Below are 18,640 nucleotides of genomic sequence, written 5' to 3'. Positions count from 1 at the left end.
CCTAGGGCATCCAATAATCGCTTATGCCGAGCCAGGCGAGTGCGGGGTGAAACGGATTTAGTCATGGGCGTGTTCATAGTGCTGCCCTCTCTTTGCCTAGCAATTCAGTGATGGACATGGATGGGTTCTGCAAGAGTGCTAGGCTATCGGTGCCATCAAGAATACTGAGGGGTAGCGGAAGCATTGTATAACTGAACATCATTTCCATAAAGTTAGCCTGAACTATAATATAGCGCTCGATAGGAGAAGCTTCAGACTTCACAATATTTCCCTCCAAAACACCACCACCTACAACTTTGGTGAAGGTCACACCCGACAATTCACCTGCCGCGCCATAGGCTTTCAATGTAGCTGAATCCTTATCACCATCAAGCTCCCCGCGCACTTCAAAATTAGAGCCTTTGGTCACTACAATTTTGCTAGTAGTAATATTTGAACCTACTTTTATCTTAATTTCCTCAACGATAAAGGTTCCATCAATCGTCGCAGGCGGTATGTACTGCATCGTGCCAGGGTCAAAAGATTCGTCTGCCCCCGGCTCTACGAGGGTGCCCTTGAGCCCGGTAGTATCCCAGGCCCATTCGCCAGTCGCGCCGCCCCGGACGAAATACTTCTGAGCGGCCCCCACTACCGCTAACTGAATAGCAGGGGATATTGTGGCCAACTCTTTAACCACGGTAATTAGCGCTCTTGTAATAAAATCCCCTCGCTTCGCTGTTAGCCGTACCCGTGCATAGGCAGCCGTAATGGCCGGGGCGGTGTAGAGGCCACTGGCGCTGATGGTGCCAGCGTCGTTCGCCATAGCAGAAACGCCGTCTATTCGCTCCAGGCTCCATGTAACAGCGCCCCCCCCGCTCGCCTCAAATTGGAACGTGGCATTAGTGCCGACCACTACCTCCAGTTTATTGAGGGTAAGGCCAACACGCTCATCCGTGAGGTTGCCGTACATCACCAGGTCGCCAGGCAGCTTCGCGCCTTTTAGCCGGATGGGTTGGTCGTCTGCTAGTACGATGTTTGCAAGATGGGCAGCATTGATGTTAGTCCGAAACGAGCTTTCTATTCCGTCGACTTGAGCCGAGGCCAAATATGGAGCTAAACGCTCCCCCAAACTATTTTTTAACTCATCACTCATACCGGAAACTATTCCGCTACCGATTGAATTAAATTCAACAATACCCGTATTAATATTTATTACTGGTTCCAAACTGCATACACAGGCCACATCCAGATTCTCATCAAGCCATAAAGTGGCCTCAAGGGATGGCCGATTTATTTCGCCCGTGGCTTTACCAGACGCAGACCACTCAACGATGATCTTTCCCCCACTCGACTTAGCGGAAAAAGGCTTATCGCTCGCCAACTGAAGTTCACCTTCTAGCTGTAATCCTGGATAATCCGGCGTATCGATATACATAACCCAAGCGCAGCGAACTACACCACCACGCCCATTCAGCTGCTTCCATGGCGCGTCGTCCAATATTGTGAAAACAACTCCCTTTAATCCTACGACTGCATCAGTAGCACCGGCTAATTGCGTCATACTGTATTCAATAAGACGTCCAATCGTCCATTCTTGGCTCAACACCAACATCGCCGAATGCCCACCCTCCTTGGGATCAAGCAAATAGCGCCAATTGGGGTCCTGAGGCACCGGCCGAGAACCCACGCTCCCACCTTTCATTGCCACGAACGCCAACACCGCGCCGTCCCCGTACCGGGCAGCGCCCCGCGTGCGCCCTTCCGGGGCTGATTGGGTTAATAACAGAACATGCTCGGGCTCGAACAGGGAACCCTCTTCGGCCTTGAGCTCACTCAATACATATTCCCTAATTTCGGGCGGGTTGACTCCAAAGGCTGCCGCCAACGCTGTACCCATTTGCTTTTGCACACTATGTGGTGCACCAAACTTCAGCACCGGTTCCTGCCCGTCAGCCACGTCGATGATTACCTTTTGATCCCGTATTCCAACATTTTTACTCGTTAATTTTACGACAATTTCGTAGTCAGAGCCGTTGACCGGAGACTCATAGGTAATTGAGGTAAGCTTCCGAGTTGCACTACTTACATCCCACGTATACATCACTCCGCCCAAGCTTTGAATACGCAACGTAGCGGTAGGGCTTTGCAGGTCTGCGTTCTCGAACGACAGCCGTGGTTTATCGAATACATAATTTGATAGCTCAGTCAAAGTGCCATAGCCGTCTTGCCTGGACTCGTTAACCGGCGGCAAGTAACTGTCGCTGTTGAACCGATCAATGTATTGCTGTAACAGCAGCGTATTCACCGTGGCCTGATCGAACGCCAACATAGCGTCCCAGCCATAGGTGCGCGGCGCTTCGCCGAACCATTGAAGCAATTCATCAATGCTTTGATAGGTCTGATTCATTTCATTTATCTCTATGTTGAGCCGATTGGGCGGTGGTTTGTTCAGCTACCAGATGTTCACCGGCTCGTACGATTAAGGTGGCACCCTGTTCTTCAAGCAGGGTGTGCAGCACGCCATCGCAATAGAAGCGCCCTTCGTTAGCGGCCCCTGCACCCTCAGTTCGGGCACTGATTGCGTCGAGGGGGTCATAGAGGTAAGTGCTGGAGGTTTCATGCTCCAAACCCGTGACCTGAATCAAACGGCCGAGTGCGTCATATTCAAAGCCCCTGCCCCACTCATCGTTGAGCAAGTTGCCATCGGCGTCGTATTCCAGGCTCACCTCAGTTGGGTAACTGGAATGCGTATTGCTGATACCGGTCAGTTGCACTGGGTCATCGGGGTTGTCGTATTGGTACATGGCTGTGTTCGAGTTATCTTCCGCCAACGCGGTCAACGCCTCCCCTCGCTGCCCGTTACGGTAAGCCTCCAGTACCAGGCCACGAGACGCCTCGGCCCATTCGGTATAAACCAACGTATGGTTGTCCAGAGCATCGCACTCGAAGAGCTGGAAGGTGATGACATGGCCGTACGGGTCCAGAGGGCATTCCGGGCCTTTACATTCGTACGTGTCCAAATGACCGCGAGGGTCATAGGTGAACGTCTCCTCGCGCAAAACACTGTCATCTCCCACAGTCAGGGTTTTACTAACGATGCGATCGAGGCTGTCGTACGTCTGCGCCAGGGTCTCGTGCTGCCCATTGTCGAACTCAAAACAGCGCGCGATTTCCCGGCTGAATTCGTCGTAGGTCAAGTGCGTGCTGAGGGAGGTGCTGGCCTGTGTGTCCTGGGTGGTAACCCGCCGATCTCGCCCAAGGGTGTCGTACTCCACCTGGCACTCCAGGCCAGTAGCCGTCATGGCGGTCAGGCGGCCACCGTAATTGGCGTCGTAGTGCCAGGTCTGGCGCTGCCCAGTCACGTCGGTGTAACTCAGCAAACGCTCCTGCACGCTGTAGGCATAATGCATCTGTTTAGTTTCGAGGCCGTGCTGACGCGTTTCGCTGAGCAGCCGACCGTTGCTGTGGTAGCTGCGCGTCATGACCTCCTGCTGCGCGCGCAGGCAACGGGTTAACCGGGCATCTTTCGGGTCGTACTCGTAGCACTCCTCGGCGTCGACACCGCCCTGCTCGCCCACGCTGCGCAGGATAGGTTGGTCCCCTAGCCTTGGTTGATACTCGTATACCAAGTCATGACCTTTGGGGGTCTTGACTTTGGTAGGGCGGGTTTGGTTGGCATGGTAGGTAAATTCACGCGTGCGCCCACCGGTGACGGCTTCAGTCATGCGCCCTACGCCGTCGAAGGCCTGGGTTCCAAGCAGATACTCTTTGCCGGCGGCATTGATCACCGCGATACGTGTTGGCAGGTCCTCGGCCGAATGGCTGGCATAGGCTCGCACCACTTTGGCATTATCCGGCAGCGTAGTGAGTACGTTGCGGTCGAACAGGTCGTAGCGATAGGTGGTGGTGTGGTTGAGCGGCGTGCGCTCCTCTACTTTGCGGCCCAACCCGTCGTAAGCATAGGTGTACTCGTGAGTAGTTGGCGCGCTGGCATCGAGCTGACGGAACGTCTTGACCTCCTGCTCAAAGGCATTGAGGTAACTCACCTCGATGGCGCTGATGTCTTTACCGTCAGTGCTCTCCAACCACTGGCTACGGACCTGAATAACGCCTTCGGCAGGCACACCCAGGGGGTCGGTACGGTCAATGCGGCGTACACCATCAGCGCCGAGGGTAGAACAGAGCGTGCCCCAGTCGTCGTACTGGTACTGCTCGGTCATCGACACCGCGCTGCGTTGCGCGCCAAAGTCGTCCCATTCAGTGGCTTGTTTCAGTTGCCCCAAGCCGTCGTATTGAGCCTCGAAGGTTTGCAGTTCCACCGTCACGGCAGGCTCACGACGGTGCTCAGCGACGGCACGGCCTAAACCATCGACTTGCGTACGCAACCGCAATCCCTTGACGTCAGTGACTGTCTGTTCCGCGCCGCGCCCAGCGCCGTCTACCAACGTGTAACTGTACAAACGGCTCGCGTTCTGAGGCGTACCAGGGGCGATGGTTTCCTCCACTACGCGCTGTAGTGCGTCATAGCGGCGGCGAATATCGACGTCCGCACCCTCCCCCTGGATATCGCGCTCAAGCAGCATCAAGCCGTTGACCGTGGACTGTTCCAGGTACTTGATTTGCTGCGTACCGTCGAACCCTTCAAGCGTGACACTTGTTTTTAACACCGTGCCCACGCCGGCCTCCCCATCGCCCAATGCATAACCATAACGCTGCAGGGTGGGCAGGCTTTCATCGCCGAAGAGCACCGTACGCTGTTCAGCCAGCCGCCCCAGGGACAGGGGGTCATTCGCATCGCTAAACCAGCTGTAGGTTTCCAAACGCGCGGCTGCGGATTCGGCTGCCTGCGTCAAGGCCTCGGTATGCAGCAGCACCACCCCTGGCGAGATTGAGCCGCTCAGCGCGGGGCATTTTTGATAAGTCGAGGTGGTGGTGAGCTCAGGCGCGCCCGCTTCGGTGGATTGCGTGCTTGGCACCACAGTGCGGGTTTTCTCATAGCGCGTGAAACCATGAGGGTCTTTAGGGCACCCGTCTAAGTCCTGATCGCCTGGATAGTAGCTATAGCGGGTCACTACGCCGTTTTCGGCGGTGTGTTTGGTCAAGTTGCCGTTGCTGTCGTAATCGGTCTCAACCACCTCACTGCGTACCTTGGGCTCTCCCTCTATTCGCCACTGTGTATTCACTTTCTTGGGCAGTTGGCACACGTTTGGCTGAGCCGAGAACGAAGCACCGGGCTGCCAGTGAAACTCTGTTTCAACCGTGTGAGCGTGGCCGTTCTGAGTGGTTTGTTCCTTACTCAGCAAGTGCAGGCTGTTATAGGTACGTTCAACCTTCCGCACAGTGCTGCCGTCGGTGTGGGTAGCAGTACTGGAATACTGATATTGCCACGCCGCCCTATAGAGGTTGTCCTCCTCCTCCTGCCAGCTGCTGACGCTGCCATACCCCAGGAAATTCTCATTGGAATAGGTATAGGTTACTACTTGATCAGGTTGCCCGGCCCCCGGTGAAAGGGTGTGAGTAACTACCCGAGGCAGCTTCGGCTTGGCATCACCAGGCACGCCGTGCCCGTTGTTGTCATAGTCGATCGTCTCCTTAGAGCCTACCGGGGTCTGGACTTCGACCAGACAGCTGTAGCCGTTAATGTCTCGGTACGCCATGTGCCAACTGGCAGTTTCAGTCGTTGGCAACTTCAGGCGTTCCAAGCGCCTGGCCATCAGCTCAGCTTCGAAGGTCACTGGCTGGGCCTGCCCCTCGGCAAAAAAGGTGAAGGTGATGGAATCGGAGCGGGCGTCAATACTTAGCAACACCCGCCCCGTGTCATCCTTGACCTCATGCAGCCGCGCATTGCCCTCATACCCTTGATAGGTGAAGTGAAGTCGATGCCCTGTTGGCGCCGTAATGGTTTCGGGAAATGCGATATCGCCACCGGCTGCCGGCACCTTGAGCGACTCCACGGTGCCGTCTCGGTGTACCAGTCGGTAACTGGCCCCTTCCTTGAACAAGCGACACACGGGCAACTTGCGCTCCTCCATGTGGTATTCACCGTCGGTGCCGGTAGCAGTCAGCGTATAGGCTTCGCCGCTACTGAGCCGTAGCCGGCCCTTACCGCGGATGTCTACTTGGCTGAGGTTCAAGCCCCAACCGCTTCCCAGGCCGATATCAAGCGAGTTAAGCGGGTCAAACCCCAACTGCACCGCCAACTCGGGGCCAGCAAGGTTATTGGCTTGCACCGCTGGCAGGGCAAGCTGCAACGTATACTGCCCGGTACGGGGGTCTACGCCGCCTTCAAGGAAACTCAAAAAATTAAACGCATTGGAGTGTAAAGATGTTGTTGGCGCGCGGGGCGCAGGCTGGCGTGGGCCGCTGTCATCGTCACCCTGTGGCCCATCTTCTTCAGCGTTAGGCAGCGCAGCCGCAGGGTAAGTGATGAGCAAGTCGTTACGGCCGCTGACGTGGTCATTTTCAGGGGTAAAGCCGAGGGAGACCTGGTGCAGGTTGCCTACGTTATCGCGTAGGCGCAGGCTTAGCGGGAGAGCGGTTGCCGCTTTCACCGTCTGGACCTCTTCATCCAGGCTGTAAGTCATGTCACCGCGCCGCTCAAGCACCACCATAACCGCCCCCACGGCTGGTGGGCCGGCCAAGCGGTTGAATAGGGGCACGGAAGGGCCTGTGTAAGGGCCGTTGCCAGGCATCTGGCCCGGCAAGCCTATCCCTCGCTGCCGCGCATCAAGGGTTAATAAGGCTGTGCCTATGCCCAGCGTGGATGGGTCAGGGGTACCAGCCAATGGCGCTGTCGAATTCAATGCCACCGCCGTATAACTAAAGCCGCTCTCTCCCCAATACTCTGACTCCCAGCGGGTCTGGTTGACGGGCGGCGTCTCGGGCTCTGGATAAACCGCGCCTGGGTCAGCCTTACCGATCAGCCCCATGGATACGAAGGACATGTCCTCGGCAGCCAGCGTCAAGCCATAGCGAGTGGTAGTGTCCGCCGCCATGCCATACCAGCGATCCAGCATATTCTCAGTGTTGCCGTATTCTTGCCCGCTCCAGTATGTAGGTGTTTGGGGCAGCCTTTGTTCAGCAAGCCCAGGAAAGCGGTAGGTGTCACGTGTGAAGGATTGAACCCTCAGAGGTATTACAGTTTGCCAAGTGGCGCCTTCGTACGAAGCCTGGTCGGAGTCGATTTGTTCGGAGTAATTATTTCTATACGCTGTAAAGGTTGCCGCGATATCTATCGGCTGGTTCGCGCGCGTATGCAAGTACACCGTACGGGTTCGCGTACGCTCCACGTCGCCTTCTGCCAGAACCCCAGGTTCAGTGCTGAGCACCGTGCTCTGCGGCCAGTGGTAGCGGTTGCTTACGCTGCTCATTCCCCAGCCGCCTGACCCAAGGCCTTCGTGACTGGGGTCAATCAGCGGGATGAGCTGCCGCGTGGTTTTATCTAGCAGCCGTAACGAGGCTAACTCTATGGGCGAAATGGGTAAATCAAGCTCGTCAACTTGACTCGTCCGGATGGTAATAGTCACAGGCAACTGCTGACCGCCGTTGCTATACACGCGATTTCCATAATCAAGCCTTAGCGAAAACTCAACGAGCGTTTCCCAACTCTGTTTGGCGATGCTGCTGCGACCTGTTTGCACGACCGAATAACCCAGAAAATCGCCCTGATGAAAACTGTAATAGACAATATCGAAGGGTAATGTAGGGGTGGCGGAAGGGGTGTATACCCCCTCGGCGGTGATACTGCCCTCGCCAATGACCGACCAGGGGTTTTCATCGGCGTCGAGGGCCAAAACGCGGCCATCCTCAGTCGTCAGCGTGCCATTCTCGAGCAACGGCACCTTGAACACACAGGTCTGGCCGCCGGCCACCTGTCCAACGAACGGCGGCTCCACGTCCAACATATGATCCACGGATTGCAAAATCAGCCCAGCCTGGTTCACCGGGTCCACCTGCGCTGGCCCGTTTACATGGTTTACCGCAACCCAACGCACCGCCAGCGGCGTAGACAGCTCGGTGGGTGCCGTGTAAACGGCTGAACGCGCAACGCCAGGGGCGGTGGTCACGCTTTCACCTGGCAAAGGCGTGCTGGCCATGGACCACTGCAGGCCTTCAGCGTTTAAACCCAGGGCCTGCAATTGGCGAGTGGTCTGCTCGCTGTCACGCCACAGGCTCACGACCTGTATAGGTGCCTGCTGCATCAAGCCTGCCTTACGCACCTTCACAACGGTGCTGGCCGTCATGCTTTGCCCACCGGCAGTGTACTGGGCAACGAGGGTAACCTCGCTCACATCGTGGGTGTAATCCCGCGAGGCGGCGGCCGTGTAATCCCCTGTCGCAGTCATGCGCCCAGCAGGCGCGCCTGTGGTCAGAGGCTGTGGCATCAGCCACTGCACATCCAATGCAGAATCGCCATCACCGAGTTGAGCTGTAAACCTTAAGGTTTGGCCCGCAATGATGTCTGCGTTGTCTGGGGTGATCGTCACCTTGGCCCCGCTGAAAGCTAAATGGCCAAATGTAGCCCAGTCGTTAGGCACTTCCCGTCGAGTTTCTACCAGCTGTTGGTCACCGGCAAAGGTGGTTTGAAGGAGAAACATGGGTTTCTGTGCCATTGCTTCCTTGGCCAAAAACGGTGCGAGCGTGCTACTCACCAGGCAGGTCACGTCGTAAAGCGGCTCTAGGTAGGCATCCGTATCCGAAGGGATCAGGTACGGGTAGTTATTACCAGGCAAGGTGCCCAGGGGAGCGCCATCGTTGAGCTGCATCAGCACCAGCAACGCACCATCGTCGGCCGCCTCCGGATTAGTTTGAAACACCACCAAAGGTTTTTTAACGCTAAAGTTGTCGCGAACGTCCAAGTCGATGCTCAGCACCGGTATCTGACCATAAGCGCGCGGTGTGGCAAGCAAGTGAGTTTTAAACGTATCGGCAATACGTTTATTACCTTCCTCATAAGGCCAGAGGTTGCATTGAACGTCCGCAGCCGTCGTTAAATCGATAAGTACATGGGCCCTGTTACCAAAGGCGTCGATAGAAACTGCTACGTTAGCTGTCAAGTCCAGATAGTAACCGGCCTCTTCGCTGAAAGACTGCGTGGAAAGCAGCCGGCCGCTAGACGCTGAGCTGCCAGGTATCGTTCGATACACGCCTTCACCTGCTACCAACGGAAGCCGCACAGCAACTCGCTCGCCGATGGACCGTGCCAGGTTTAGCTGCGGCGCGCCCAGGCTTAATTCGCTGGCATCAAGAAATTCGCTATTGTCCGCTAGCAAGCTGATGTGCCCAGAGAACGCCGGCAGCGGCACCGATGTTGCCGCGAAGGCCGACTTTAACCTGGCGTTGAGCTGGCGTTGACTAACCGCCATCACCGCCCCCCAGCCGAGGGTCTGACTGTCTTTCTTTAATTTCTCCAACAGCTCTACAAGTGTCATGTGTTAACCCTCGGCTTTATGCAACTAGTGTAAGTGACGTAGTCGTCTGCAAAATAAAATCAACAGTGTCAAATGCCACTTCTGTCGTGATGTCGAATTGCTGGTTCAGCTGTAACTGCTGCAGGAAGCTCACGGGCAACACGGCTTTCACGTCGCCGGGCGCTGGCGCATTGCCGTCCAACAAGGTGCGCATGATAAGCATTCCATTAGTCTTGGATACGCCCTCGGCGGTAATCGAAACCCTTTGCCCTTGAGCCATTAATAGCCAAGGCGGCTGTATTACATCAGCTTTACTTCCGTAATTCGCAACTAAGTCCTTGACTGATAAGTTACTGCCGCCAGGCGCTTGTGGGCATTGAATATTTCCCAAAGCGCTTGAGGTGAGCTTTTTCACCCACAGCAAGTATTTATAAGATCTAATTTGGTTACCGTCAGCTAAGGTAAGGGAGTAATAGATCGCTGCCCTTTTGTCCTGCCCACCCATACTGGGCGCCAGGTACTGAGGTGGAATTAAAAAGGCCCTAGGCTTGTCCGCTGAGATTGGCTGGGTGGTCTGGTAACGCCCTCCCGCCGGCTCACCTTCGTAATGCACGGTAAGCACCTCATCCGGTGCAACGGCGAAGTCGGCTGGGACCTCTACTCGCAGCCCCTCGCTCATAAAGCCTGCAGGCTCGATGAAGCCCTTGAAGTTGCCGTTTTCTTCCTCTTCGGACGTTGCATCGGGCACATTTGGATAGGCCAGCTTGCGCGCCGCCTGTACCCGCGCTGTTAGTGGCACGCCGCTGAAGGACGCCCCTACCCGATCAGTCTGCCATTCAAACGTGACATCCTGGCCGTCGTGAGAGAACAGCCATGCCTGGGGCAGTGTTGTGCCGAAATAAGCCGCCTGCGTGGTGGTGAGGTCTGCCACGGCGTGTAGGTAAAGGTCCTGATCATCTCGGCTACCCAACACCCTTAGCAGTAATGCATCCCCGCGGCGTATGACGGCCTCAACCGCCGTAGCCGGTACCCGCACTTCCAAGCCGCCGGGAAAGTTGGCCGGGTCCAACGTTACGGGGTCTGCTGACGCAACTACCGTTGGCAGCTCGATCGCCAGTTCACGAGTGGGCAGTTCGTCAACTACGCTGAAGCGTTGTCGAGCAAACGTAAGCGCTTGACGGGCGCCGCCAACGAGTTGCACTTTCACGTACAGATCAATAGGTTTTTTTAACTTTAGCGCCCACGTAAGTAAGGCTTTACCCAAGTACCACTTCGCTGTTTGGCCAACGTTCTGAGGTGTCACGTTGAAAGAATAGAGTTCTTCAGCCGCAGCCCCGTCAGGGTCACGTATTGCATGCAACCAGATGACGTCCCCAGCGCACATCGCCGCGTAGGGCGGCCAGTTGGCTTCGACCTCGCCGGTGGCTGATAAATCAGGTGCTATTTGCAGCAGGTGAGAGTGGCGTACTTGCACAGGTGGGGACGGCCTCGCAAGTGCGACCACTAGGCGGGGGCTAGGGATATACGCAGTGCTGCTTAGTGGTTTGTAATTCCAGCTCAGAAAAGCTTGGCCGCCCCTGGCGGGGACAATTGACTCTCGCGGCACAGCAAGACTCACCGTTTGCGTAGCAGGATCGTAAGCGGGGTCTGTAAGGCTGATCTTTAAATAGCCATGCCAATCATAAACCACGCCGTTTTCATCGACCCCGTACCACGTGATATCTATCTCATCATTGACAACGAAGCCACTGTAAGAAACTTCTACGGATAGGCCCGCAAGCGGTAGTTCATCGACGTCCAGGTAACCGTCCTTGATTAGATCAGCCACTACTGGTGACAACGCGAGCGTTGACTCAGTCATAGGGTGTACTCCGTATTAACGTGAAAACCACTGTTGCAAAAGCACGCTAACTTGCCTACCTAGCAACTATGCTAGGTAGGCCGAGTAACAATATTTACAATTCTCCGAATTTGGTTCTCATTTGCCTTTTTAATATGCGACCGTGGCGAAACCTAACAACCTTGCCAGGTAGCCTTTTTATGATGGCGCCGCTTATTGTCCATGCGAGCTGAACCCAGCAACCCTCTTATTTCCTTTGTGTATTCAATACTGCGGAGCCTGCTATGGCCGACGAAAGTCTCCAATCCAACGCACAAAATTTCCCCGGCTTCGCCAATGGCGGCGTTGATGCGCGAACGGGCTTATATACCTTTACCCTTTCACTGCCTGGTACGACCGCCAGTGACTTGCTTGGCCCGGAATTCGCTCTGGCCCTGACCTTTAATCCTCTTGCCGGCGATGACTGGGGGTTGGGGGCAGGCTGGTCCACTAATCTGTCCCATGTTCGGTTGCAAGAGCCGCGGTTGATCAGGTTGTGCACGGGGGAACAGTTTCGGATCGATGGCAGCGGTGAAGAGCCCGGCATTAGCGAACGCAAGCTACGGAGCTTCCGCTACCTTCAAAAAAGTGCTACGCAAGGGCAGATCATCCACCGTAGTGGCGCCGTGGAACACTTGAGCGTGCCAGGTGGTGGGGATTACCTGGTTCCTCACATGCTGCAAGGCCCAACCGGCCATGCGTTGCACCTGACCTATGAGTTGGATCAAGGGCGGCCTCGGCTGGCAACCGTTACGGATGACGACGGCCAGCAACTATTGGAATTACGCAAAAGCGGCAATGATGTGTTGATTGAAATGCCGAGCGGAAACTTCAGGCTAACCTTCGAAAATGGCCGTATGAGCCGCCTAGACTTGCCAGAGGCAGTGGGCGGCGCATGGGAATTTCAGTACACCGGCGCTTCAGTGCCTTACACCTGCATTACCAGGGTGGTCCAACCCTTGGGCGCTGTCGAAACGATTACCTACGACAGTACACACAGTGTGCCAGAAGGCGGCCCGCCGAAATTGCCTCGCGTCACCCGTCATGAAGTCAGTGCCGGCCCAGGCTTGGCCAGCGTTGTAAGCGAATACCACTACGGCGACGATAATCACAACTTCCTTGGTTTTGGGGGAATCAGTCAGTGGTCGAGCGATGGCAGCGACAACCTGTATCGTGCCTCGCCTTCCTATACCTATACCGTTACCCATGTGCAATTAAACGGCGAAGAGCAGCGCCGCACAACGCGCACATACAATAGTTTTCATTTATGCACACTCGAAACAGTGCAGCAGGGGGGCTGTATTACTGAGCGTGAAACTACTTACCATTTGGTGCCTGGTAAAGCGTTCTCATCGCAACCGGCGCAGTTTCAGCTACCTAAAACAGTCACTACGCGCTGGCGCAAGGAGGGCGAGCCGCTGGTTCGCCACGAGACCACGACAAGCGAATTCGATACTCAGGGCAACCTTGTTCACCAGGTAATGCCCAGCGGGCAGGAGACCCTGTACACCTATTATTCGGCCGAAGGGCATACCGATGACAAAGGCCTGGCCTGCCCGCCAGACCCCTGGGGCTTCAAGCGGCATCTGCACACCATTACCGAATACCCGGCGCGCGAGCCAGGCAAGGACTCAAAAAAAGCCTGGTTCAACGACGTTTCTGTAACCACTTACCGGCACGGCCTGGTTGGATGTATCGAGGTAGCCACAGGCAAGCCACAACCGGTAGGCAGCGCCGTTCAGGCTGTAGAGATACACACCTGCAGCACGCGTAATGGAACGAGCAGCTATCACCAGCAAGCTATCGAGTATTACCTCACGCCTGCCAGCGATACCCGTCACCAGCATGGGCGGGTCAAAAGCCGCTGCGAAACTTTATGGGATGACGCTGCACCGGATGTACGCACCACGTCCCAGGAAGAACACACGTACCAACGTGCAGCGCCTACGGCACGGCGGGCGATGGGTAGCCGACTGCGCACCCAGGTGCACTACACGGCGCACGACGGCCAAAGCCACTACGCCGTGCGTGAGCAGGACGTCACCACCGGCGTCACCTTGCTAAGCGAAGACACCGAGGGCACGCGTGTAGGTTATACCTATGACGCGCTGCAGCGGCTGTGCCAGGCAGAGGTACAGGACCCTGACGCACCCGCCGCTCGCACCTTCGCTTACCGCCCGATGGGCAAAGACGGGTGGCCAGAGACTGAGCAAACCAGCGCCACGGGCACGACCACGCGCATCGTATTCGATCGGCTGGGGCGTGAAACGAAGCGCTACCGCTGCGACGGTTGGCAGGTAGCGCGCGGGGATGAGCAGTGCTACTGGGAAGGACGATACGACGGGTTCGGCCGGTTGGTGGAAGAGACAGAATTTGACGATTTTGGCGCTAACGCTGCGGTAACAGGGCTCACCCGGCGATACACCTACGACGACTGGGGCTACGTCTATGCAACAGAGCAAGCCGATGGCACCCGCCAAGTGTCGAACACCAGCCCTTTCGGTAAAGAGGGGCACATTACCGAAGGATGGCTTGAGAGCGCGCCGGATGCCGGTGGCATACGGGCAAAGCAGGGTAAAACCCGCACTGAATTGGGCCGCCTCGGTAAACCGGTACGGACAGAGGTATTAGACGAGAACGACAAGGTTGAGCACTGGACGGAATACACCTATGACGGCTGGGGCCAGTGCCTTGAACAGACCGAACAATTTCGCCAGGGCAACGGCCTAAGCGTGGTGCATCGTACCTTAATGGATTACGACCCCTGGGGCCGCTTGCAGCGCACTGTGCAGCCAAACAAGGATGAATTTTTGCAAGCCTTCGCCACGCACAGCCGTGACGCGCTGGTAACCGAACTCAGCTACAAAGCCAGCGACAGTGGCGCCGTTGCAGCCACGATGCTTGCCACCCGTGACTTTGATGGGCTAGGCCGGGTGACCCGTCAAACCCAAGGGGGCCGCACCCTGGGCTATCGCTATGACGGCAGTGCCACGGGCCCTGCGCAGCTGCGGCAGGCGGACGGCCAGACCATTGACTACACCTATAAGCCCTCACTCACTGGTAGCCCTTTAACAGCAAAAAGCGGCGGGTTGAGCTTCAACTTTGGTTACCACAACACAACGGCGCGGTTACTCTCGGCCGACCCCGCCGATGCTCAAGGCCTGCCCTTAGGCCAACACACCGTGGGGGCCATCGCCAATGCCTACGGCTATTCGGCAAGTGGCCAACTGCTACAAGAAACCCGCACCGACCAAGGCAAGGCGTATACCACTGACTATAAACACAGCTTTGCCGGCCGGCGGCTAACCCGCACCGACAGTGAAGTAGGCAGCGCCCGCTATCACTACGACAGCGCTGGGCGGCTTAGTGAGCAGCACGCGCTGTGCGTGCAAGGGTCACAAGTGGAGGCCGTTAAGCTGCGCTACGACCCCTTCGGGCAGCTGTGCAGCCGTGAATGCGGCGAGATTAGGACCGAATCCGTGTACGACAGCCTGGGCCGCGAACGCGAACGTCGCGTGTTCCGTGGCGACAGCCTGCTCAGCCGCCAGCAACATGCGTTCGAGGGCAACGGCAACTTGGCTGAACGCTTGACCTTTGACGAGGGCGACCAGCAGGTCTTGTGTGAGCGGTTCACCTACGACCTGCGTAACCGCTTGGTAGAGCAACGCAACAATGGAGACGAAGGTGTCCTGCCCCGTGATAGCTTTGGCCAACCGTTCACGTGGCAGTCGTTTGAGTTCGACGCTTTGGACAACCTCACTGAAACCTTTACCGAGTACGCCAACAAGGACATACGACAAAGCAAGGCGACGTATAGCCCCGATGACAGTTGCCAGCTCGCCCGCCTCGCTCACACCCTGATGAACAGTAAAAAGGCCCTTATAAGCGCAAGCGACGAAACCTTCCGCTACGACGCCAATGGCCGCCTGGTCGAGCGTGGCCGCGGATGGACGCTTACCTATGACGCCTTTGGCCGCCTGGCGAGCCTGAGCAGGCCCACTAACGCGCCCCGCGCCTACCGCTATGACCCGCAAGGTAGCCTGTGCGCGGTGAGCGAAGGCTCTGAGGATCAGCAGCGTTTTTACGATGGGCTAAGCGTTGACCATGTGCGCCGGGACACCCAGGTGCAGCGCTACCTGAGCACCGCAGGTACGCCCCTTGCGCTATTACAGGGCGACACCGCCACTGCGCTGATTACCGATCGCAATGGCAGCGTGACCGGCGAGTTGCGAGAAAACACCTTGCACACTGCCATCTACGATGCCTACGGCAACAGCCATAGCGAGGCGCCATTCGTGTGCGAACTGGGCTTCAACGGGGAGCTGCGCGAAGGCGCTGACAGTGATCTGTATTTACTGGGGCGCGGTTATCGGCTGTACGACGCCGCCTTGATGCGCTTCCTCGCGCCCGATGACGCCAGCCCCTTCGGCGCGGGTGGCCTGAACCCTTATGCCTATTGCGCCGGGAACCCAGTGATGCTTTACGACCCCACCGGGCATATGCCGCAGTGGACTGCTGCCAACCTGCCCTACTACGTGGCGCCCCCAGAGCAACAGGCCGAGAGTGGTGGTGGCTTCCTGGGTGGCCTATTCAAGATGGTGGGTTGGGCATTCATTGGCTGGGAGTCGTTTTCTCTGCTCAAACTGGGCTTCATGGCTGCGACTGCGGCCACCGGCGGGCTGATGGCCGCTGGCGCGGCGGCGGTGGGGGTCGCTGCCGCAGCCCTTGGGGTAGGCGTGGCCGCGATGCTCGACGAGGATAACGAAGCGCTGATGTATGCCTCCATTGCGGTTGGGGTGTTCTCGGGGTCGTTGGGGGGGGCAGCGAGTAAGGCAATAAAGGGGGGGAAGGTGGCGGCAAAAACGACAGCGAAGATAAGCAGTACTGCCGCTCATACTGATGAGCTGGTTGAATTTGGACAACCACGTTCTGCTATTAAGCTATACGAACGCACAGGCCGTTGGCTTGGGAAGGACGTTCCTCAATATCATAACTATACTATTCCACGTACGCCGGTTAAATTACCGAGAGTATCAACACATTCACCGTCGGCAGTCTCTCAAACACGGGTAGTTCCGCAGACGCCCGGCCCGGCTCCCCGCGAGGCGCGTGAACTAGGAAGAGCTCAAGCAAAGGTACAGGCCGCTGAAGGGGAAAGTGCATTACTGGCTGGTGTTAAGAGAGCTATACAAAATCGGAAACCGTTAGACCCGAAGGTAGTGACTTCAGAAGTTCACATGGAGGCAGTACCTGTCCCTGGCAATGCATACAAACAGCAAAATAATACTAGTATTTGGAATATTCGTAACTCATAATTCAGACGTTCACTTATTCAAACTTAGAACCCACACATCTAACCTCCCCGCCCCGCCAGAGCCCCGCTTTGGCGGGGCGTTTTGCGTTTAGGCCATGCGGTCTGTACCCCTCACATGAAAAGGAGTCCACTCAATGAAACGGTATCTATTGGCCCTGCCGCTGCTGGCAATGGCAGCCCCCGGCTTTGCGAACACCGGCGTTATCAACTTCACCGGCAGCATCAAGGCGGGCACCTGCCCTATCGTCATTAAAGACCCTGCGGGCGGTAGTAACGGCGAAGTGAAGATGGGTGAAGCCTTGGCCGGCAACTTTACCCAGGCCGGCATCGAAGCCAACCATCGTGCGTTTACCATCGAAGTGACCGATGCTTCTAAGTGCGCGGGCTGGGATGGTAGCGGCGGCGCTACCAACGTGGCAAAGGTGCGCTTTACCGGCATGCAAGGCGGCGCCGACAGCGGCAACCTCTTCGCACTCAAAACTGGCGGCGCGACAGGCTTGGCCCTCGGGCTACGCGACAAGGATAAAACCCAAATCGGGCATGGTGAGCTCTCGGGTGAGTACCCCCTCACCAGCAATGGCCAAAGCGACCTGACGTTCCAGGCCTTTTACAAGTCCACTGAAGCCTCGGTTGGGGCAGGCGACGCCAATGCCGACGTGCAACTGGAATTGATCATTAACTAACACCCCCAGCACATCGCCCATTACAAGGATTTTGCACCATGAAACGCTACTTGATAGCCCTCCCCCTTCTGGCCTTGAGTGCTTCCGCACTGGCCAACACCGCCGTGATCAGTTTCACCGGTACCGTGGTCGCCGGCAGTTGCCCCATCACCATCACAGACCCTGCTGGTGGCGGCTCTGGCGCGATCGACATGGGTGAAGCCATGGCCGGCAACTTCGACCGGGCCGGTTTGGAAGTCAATCACCGGGACTTCGCCATTGAAGTAGCCGATGCAGAGAAATGCCCAGGCTGGAATAGCAGTGGTAGTAACGTAGGCAACGTACGCTTCTTTGGCCTGGCGGGGGGCGCTGACAACGATAATTTGTTCGCGCTTAACGCCAGCTCCGCGACCGCTACCGGCGTTGCACTGGGCATCAAGGATAACGACGGCACCAGCGTGGGTCATGGCGGCACCTCGAAAGACTATGCCCTCACCGGTGGCCAGGCCAACGCACTGGCCTTTACTGCCTTCTACAAATCCACCGCCAGCACCGTAGTTGCGGGCGCCGCTGATGCGGACGTGTCGGTGGAATTTACTATCAATTAACCCCTACGCGGGCCGTGCAACGCGGCCCGCCTTCGAAGGTGCCCCATGGCTTTTCGTACTGTATCTACGCTGCGCGGCGCAGCCGTGGCGGCGCTGGCGCTTGCCTGCCTGTTGCCACAGGTCACTCAAGCGGCATTAACGCTCAGTGCCACGCGGCTGGTGATGACCGATGACAAGCGCAGCGCTTCGCTGGTCGTGAAGAATCCTGGCAAAGAACCCTACGCTGCACAGGTGTGGGTAAACACCGCAGCAGACGACACCACTACCGCAGTGCCCTTGATCCCCGCGCCTGCCCTGTTTCGCCTAAGCCCAGGCGATGAGCAGTTGGTGACCGTGAACCGCCTGCCCACCGACCTACCGGACGACCGCGAAACGCTGTTTTATTTCAACCTTCAGGAAATCCCGCAAAAACACAAAGGTACCGGCAATGCCTTGCGGATCGCGCTGCGTACCCGCATCAAGGTGTTCCTCCGCCCAAGTCAGTTCAAGGGCGACCCAACCCTACGGCTCAAGGAGTTGCGTTGGCACCGTGAGCGCAGCCAGGGCCGCGATTACTTGGTGGTAGATAACCCCACGCCGTTTCACTTCTCGTTCGTCACCCTGCGCGTTCAGAGCGCTGGCAAGGCACACGCACTGACTGTGGCGCCCATGGTCGCGCCACTGTCGCAGCAACGCTACCCAGTGGACATTGCCCTGGGCAGCGACGCCCGACTTAGCGTCGCTGCCATTAATGATTACGGCGGTTTCACTGACCCGCTAGACCTTGCCTTACCTGTAGTGCCTTGACC

General features: G+C 57.0%; 7 protein-coding genes. 4 read left to right on the top strand and 3 right to left on the bottom strand.

Going from position 1 to position 18,640, the window contains the following annotated elements; genetic code table 11:
• Positions 1-73: 73 nt before the first annotated feature.
• Genes AC4LE2_RS06415 through AC4LE2_RS06405 form a run of 3 tightly spaced genes read right to left on the bottom strand, consistent with a single transcriptional unit; the run spans position 74 to position 10,596 of the window.
• Positions 74-2,386 (bottom strand): hypothetical protein, encoded by a 2,313-nt coding sequence (locus AC4LE2_RS06415; protein ID WP_491824952.1) that lies wholly within the window; start codon positions 2,384-2,386, stop codon positions 74-76.
• Between the two features lies 1 nt (position 2,387).
• Entirely contained in the window at positions 2,388-9,410 is a 7,023-nt protein-coding gene (locus tag AC4LE2_RS06410; RefSeq protein WP_491824951.1) for an RHS repeat domain-containing protein, read from the bottom strand.
• A 16-nt stretch (positions 9,411-9,426) separates the two neighbouring features.
• Positions 9,427-10,596 carry a hypothetical protein gene (locus AC4LE2_RS06405; RefSeq protein ID WP_491824949.1) on the bottom strand — a complete coding sequence of 390 codons (1,170 nt, stop codon included), beginning with the start codon at positions 10,594-10,596 and terminating at the stop codon, positions 9,427-9,429.
• 917 nt (positions 10,597-11,513) lie between these two features.
• Here AC4LE2_RS06405 and AC4LE2_RS06400 point away from each other — a divergent pair.
• The 4 genes from AC4LE2_RS06400 to AC4LE2_RS06385 all read left to right on the top strand — a co-directional run bounded on the left by AC4LE2_RS06400 (position 11,514) and on the right by AC4LE2_RS06385 (position 18,638).
• Positions 11,514-16,583 (top strand): RHS repeat domain-containing protein, encoded by a 5,070-nt coding sequence (locus AC4LE2_RS06400; RefSeq protein ID WP_491824947.1) that lies wholly within the window; start codon positions 11,514-11,516, stop codon positions 16,581-16,583.
• 133 nt (positions 16,584-16,716) lie between these two features.
• Entirely contained in the window at positions 16,717-17,265 is a 549-nt protein-coding gene (locus AC4LE2_RS06395) for a fimbrial protein (RefSeq protein ID WP_491824946.1), read from the top strand.
• Between the two features lie 38 nt (positions 17,266-17,303).
• Positions 17,304-17,852: a fimbrial protein gene (locus AC4LE2_RS06390; RefSeq protein WP_491824944.1), complete on the top strand. Its 549-nt coding sequence runs from the start codon at positions 17,304-17,306 to the stop codon at positions 17,850-17,852.
• A 45-nt stretch (positions 17,853-17,897) separates the two neighbouring features.
• On the top strand, positions 17,898-18,638 hold the full coding sequence (locus AC4LE2_RS06385; protein ID WP_491824943.1) for a fimbrial biogenesis chaperone: 741 nt from the start codon (positions 17,898-17,900) through the stop codon (positions 18,636-18,638).
• The last annotated feature ends 2 nt before the right edge of the window (positions 18,639-18,640 follow it).

This window comes from Pseudomonas sp. 9.3L (genome assembly GCF_058536285.1).
Note: the sequence above shows the minus strand (reverse complement) of the source record. Positions and strands in the feature narration are given on the sequence as shown.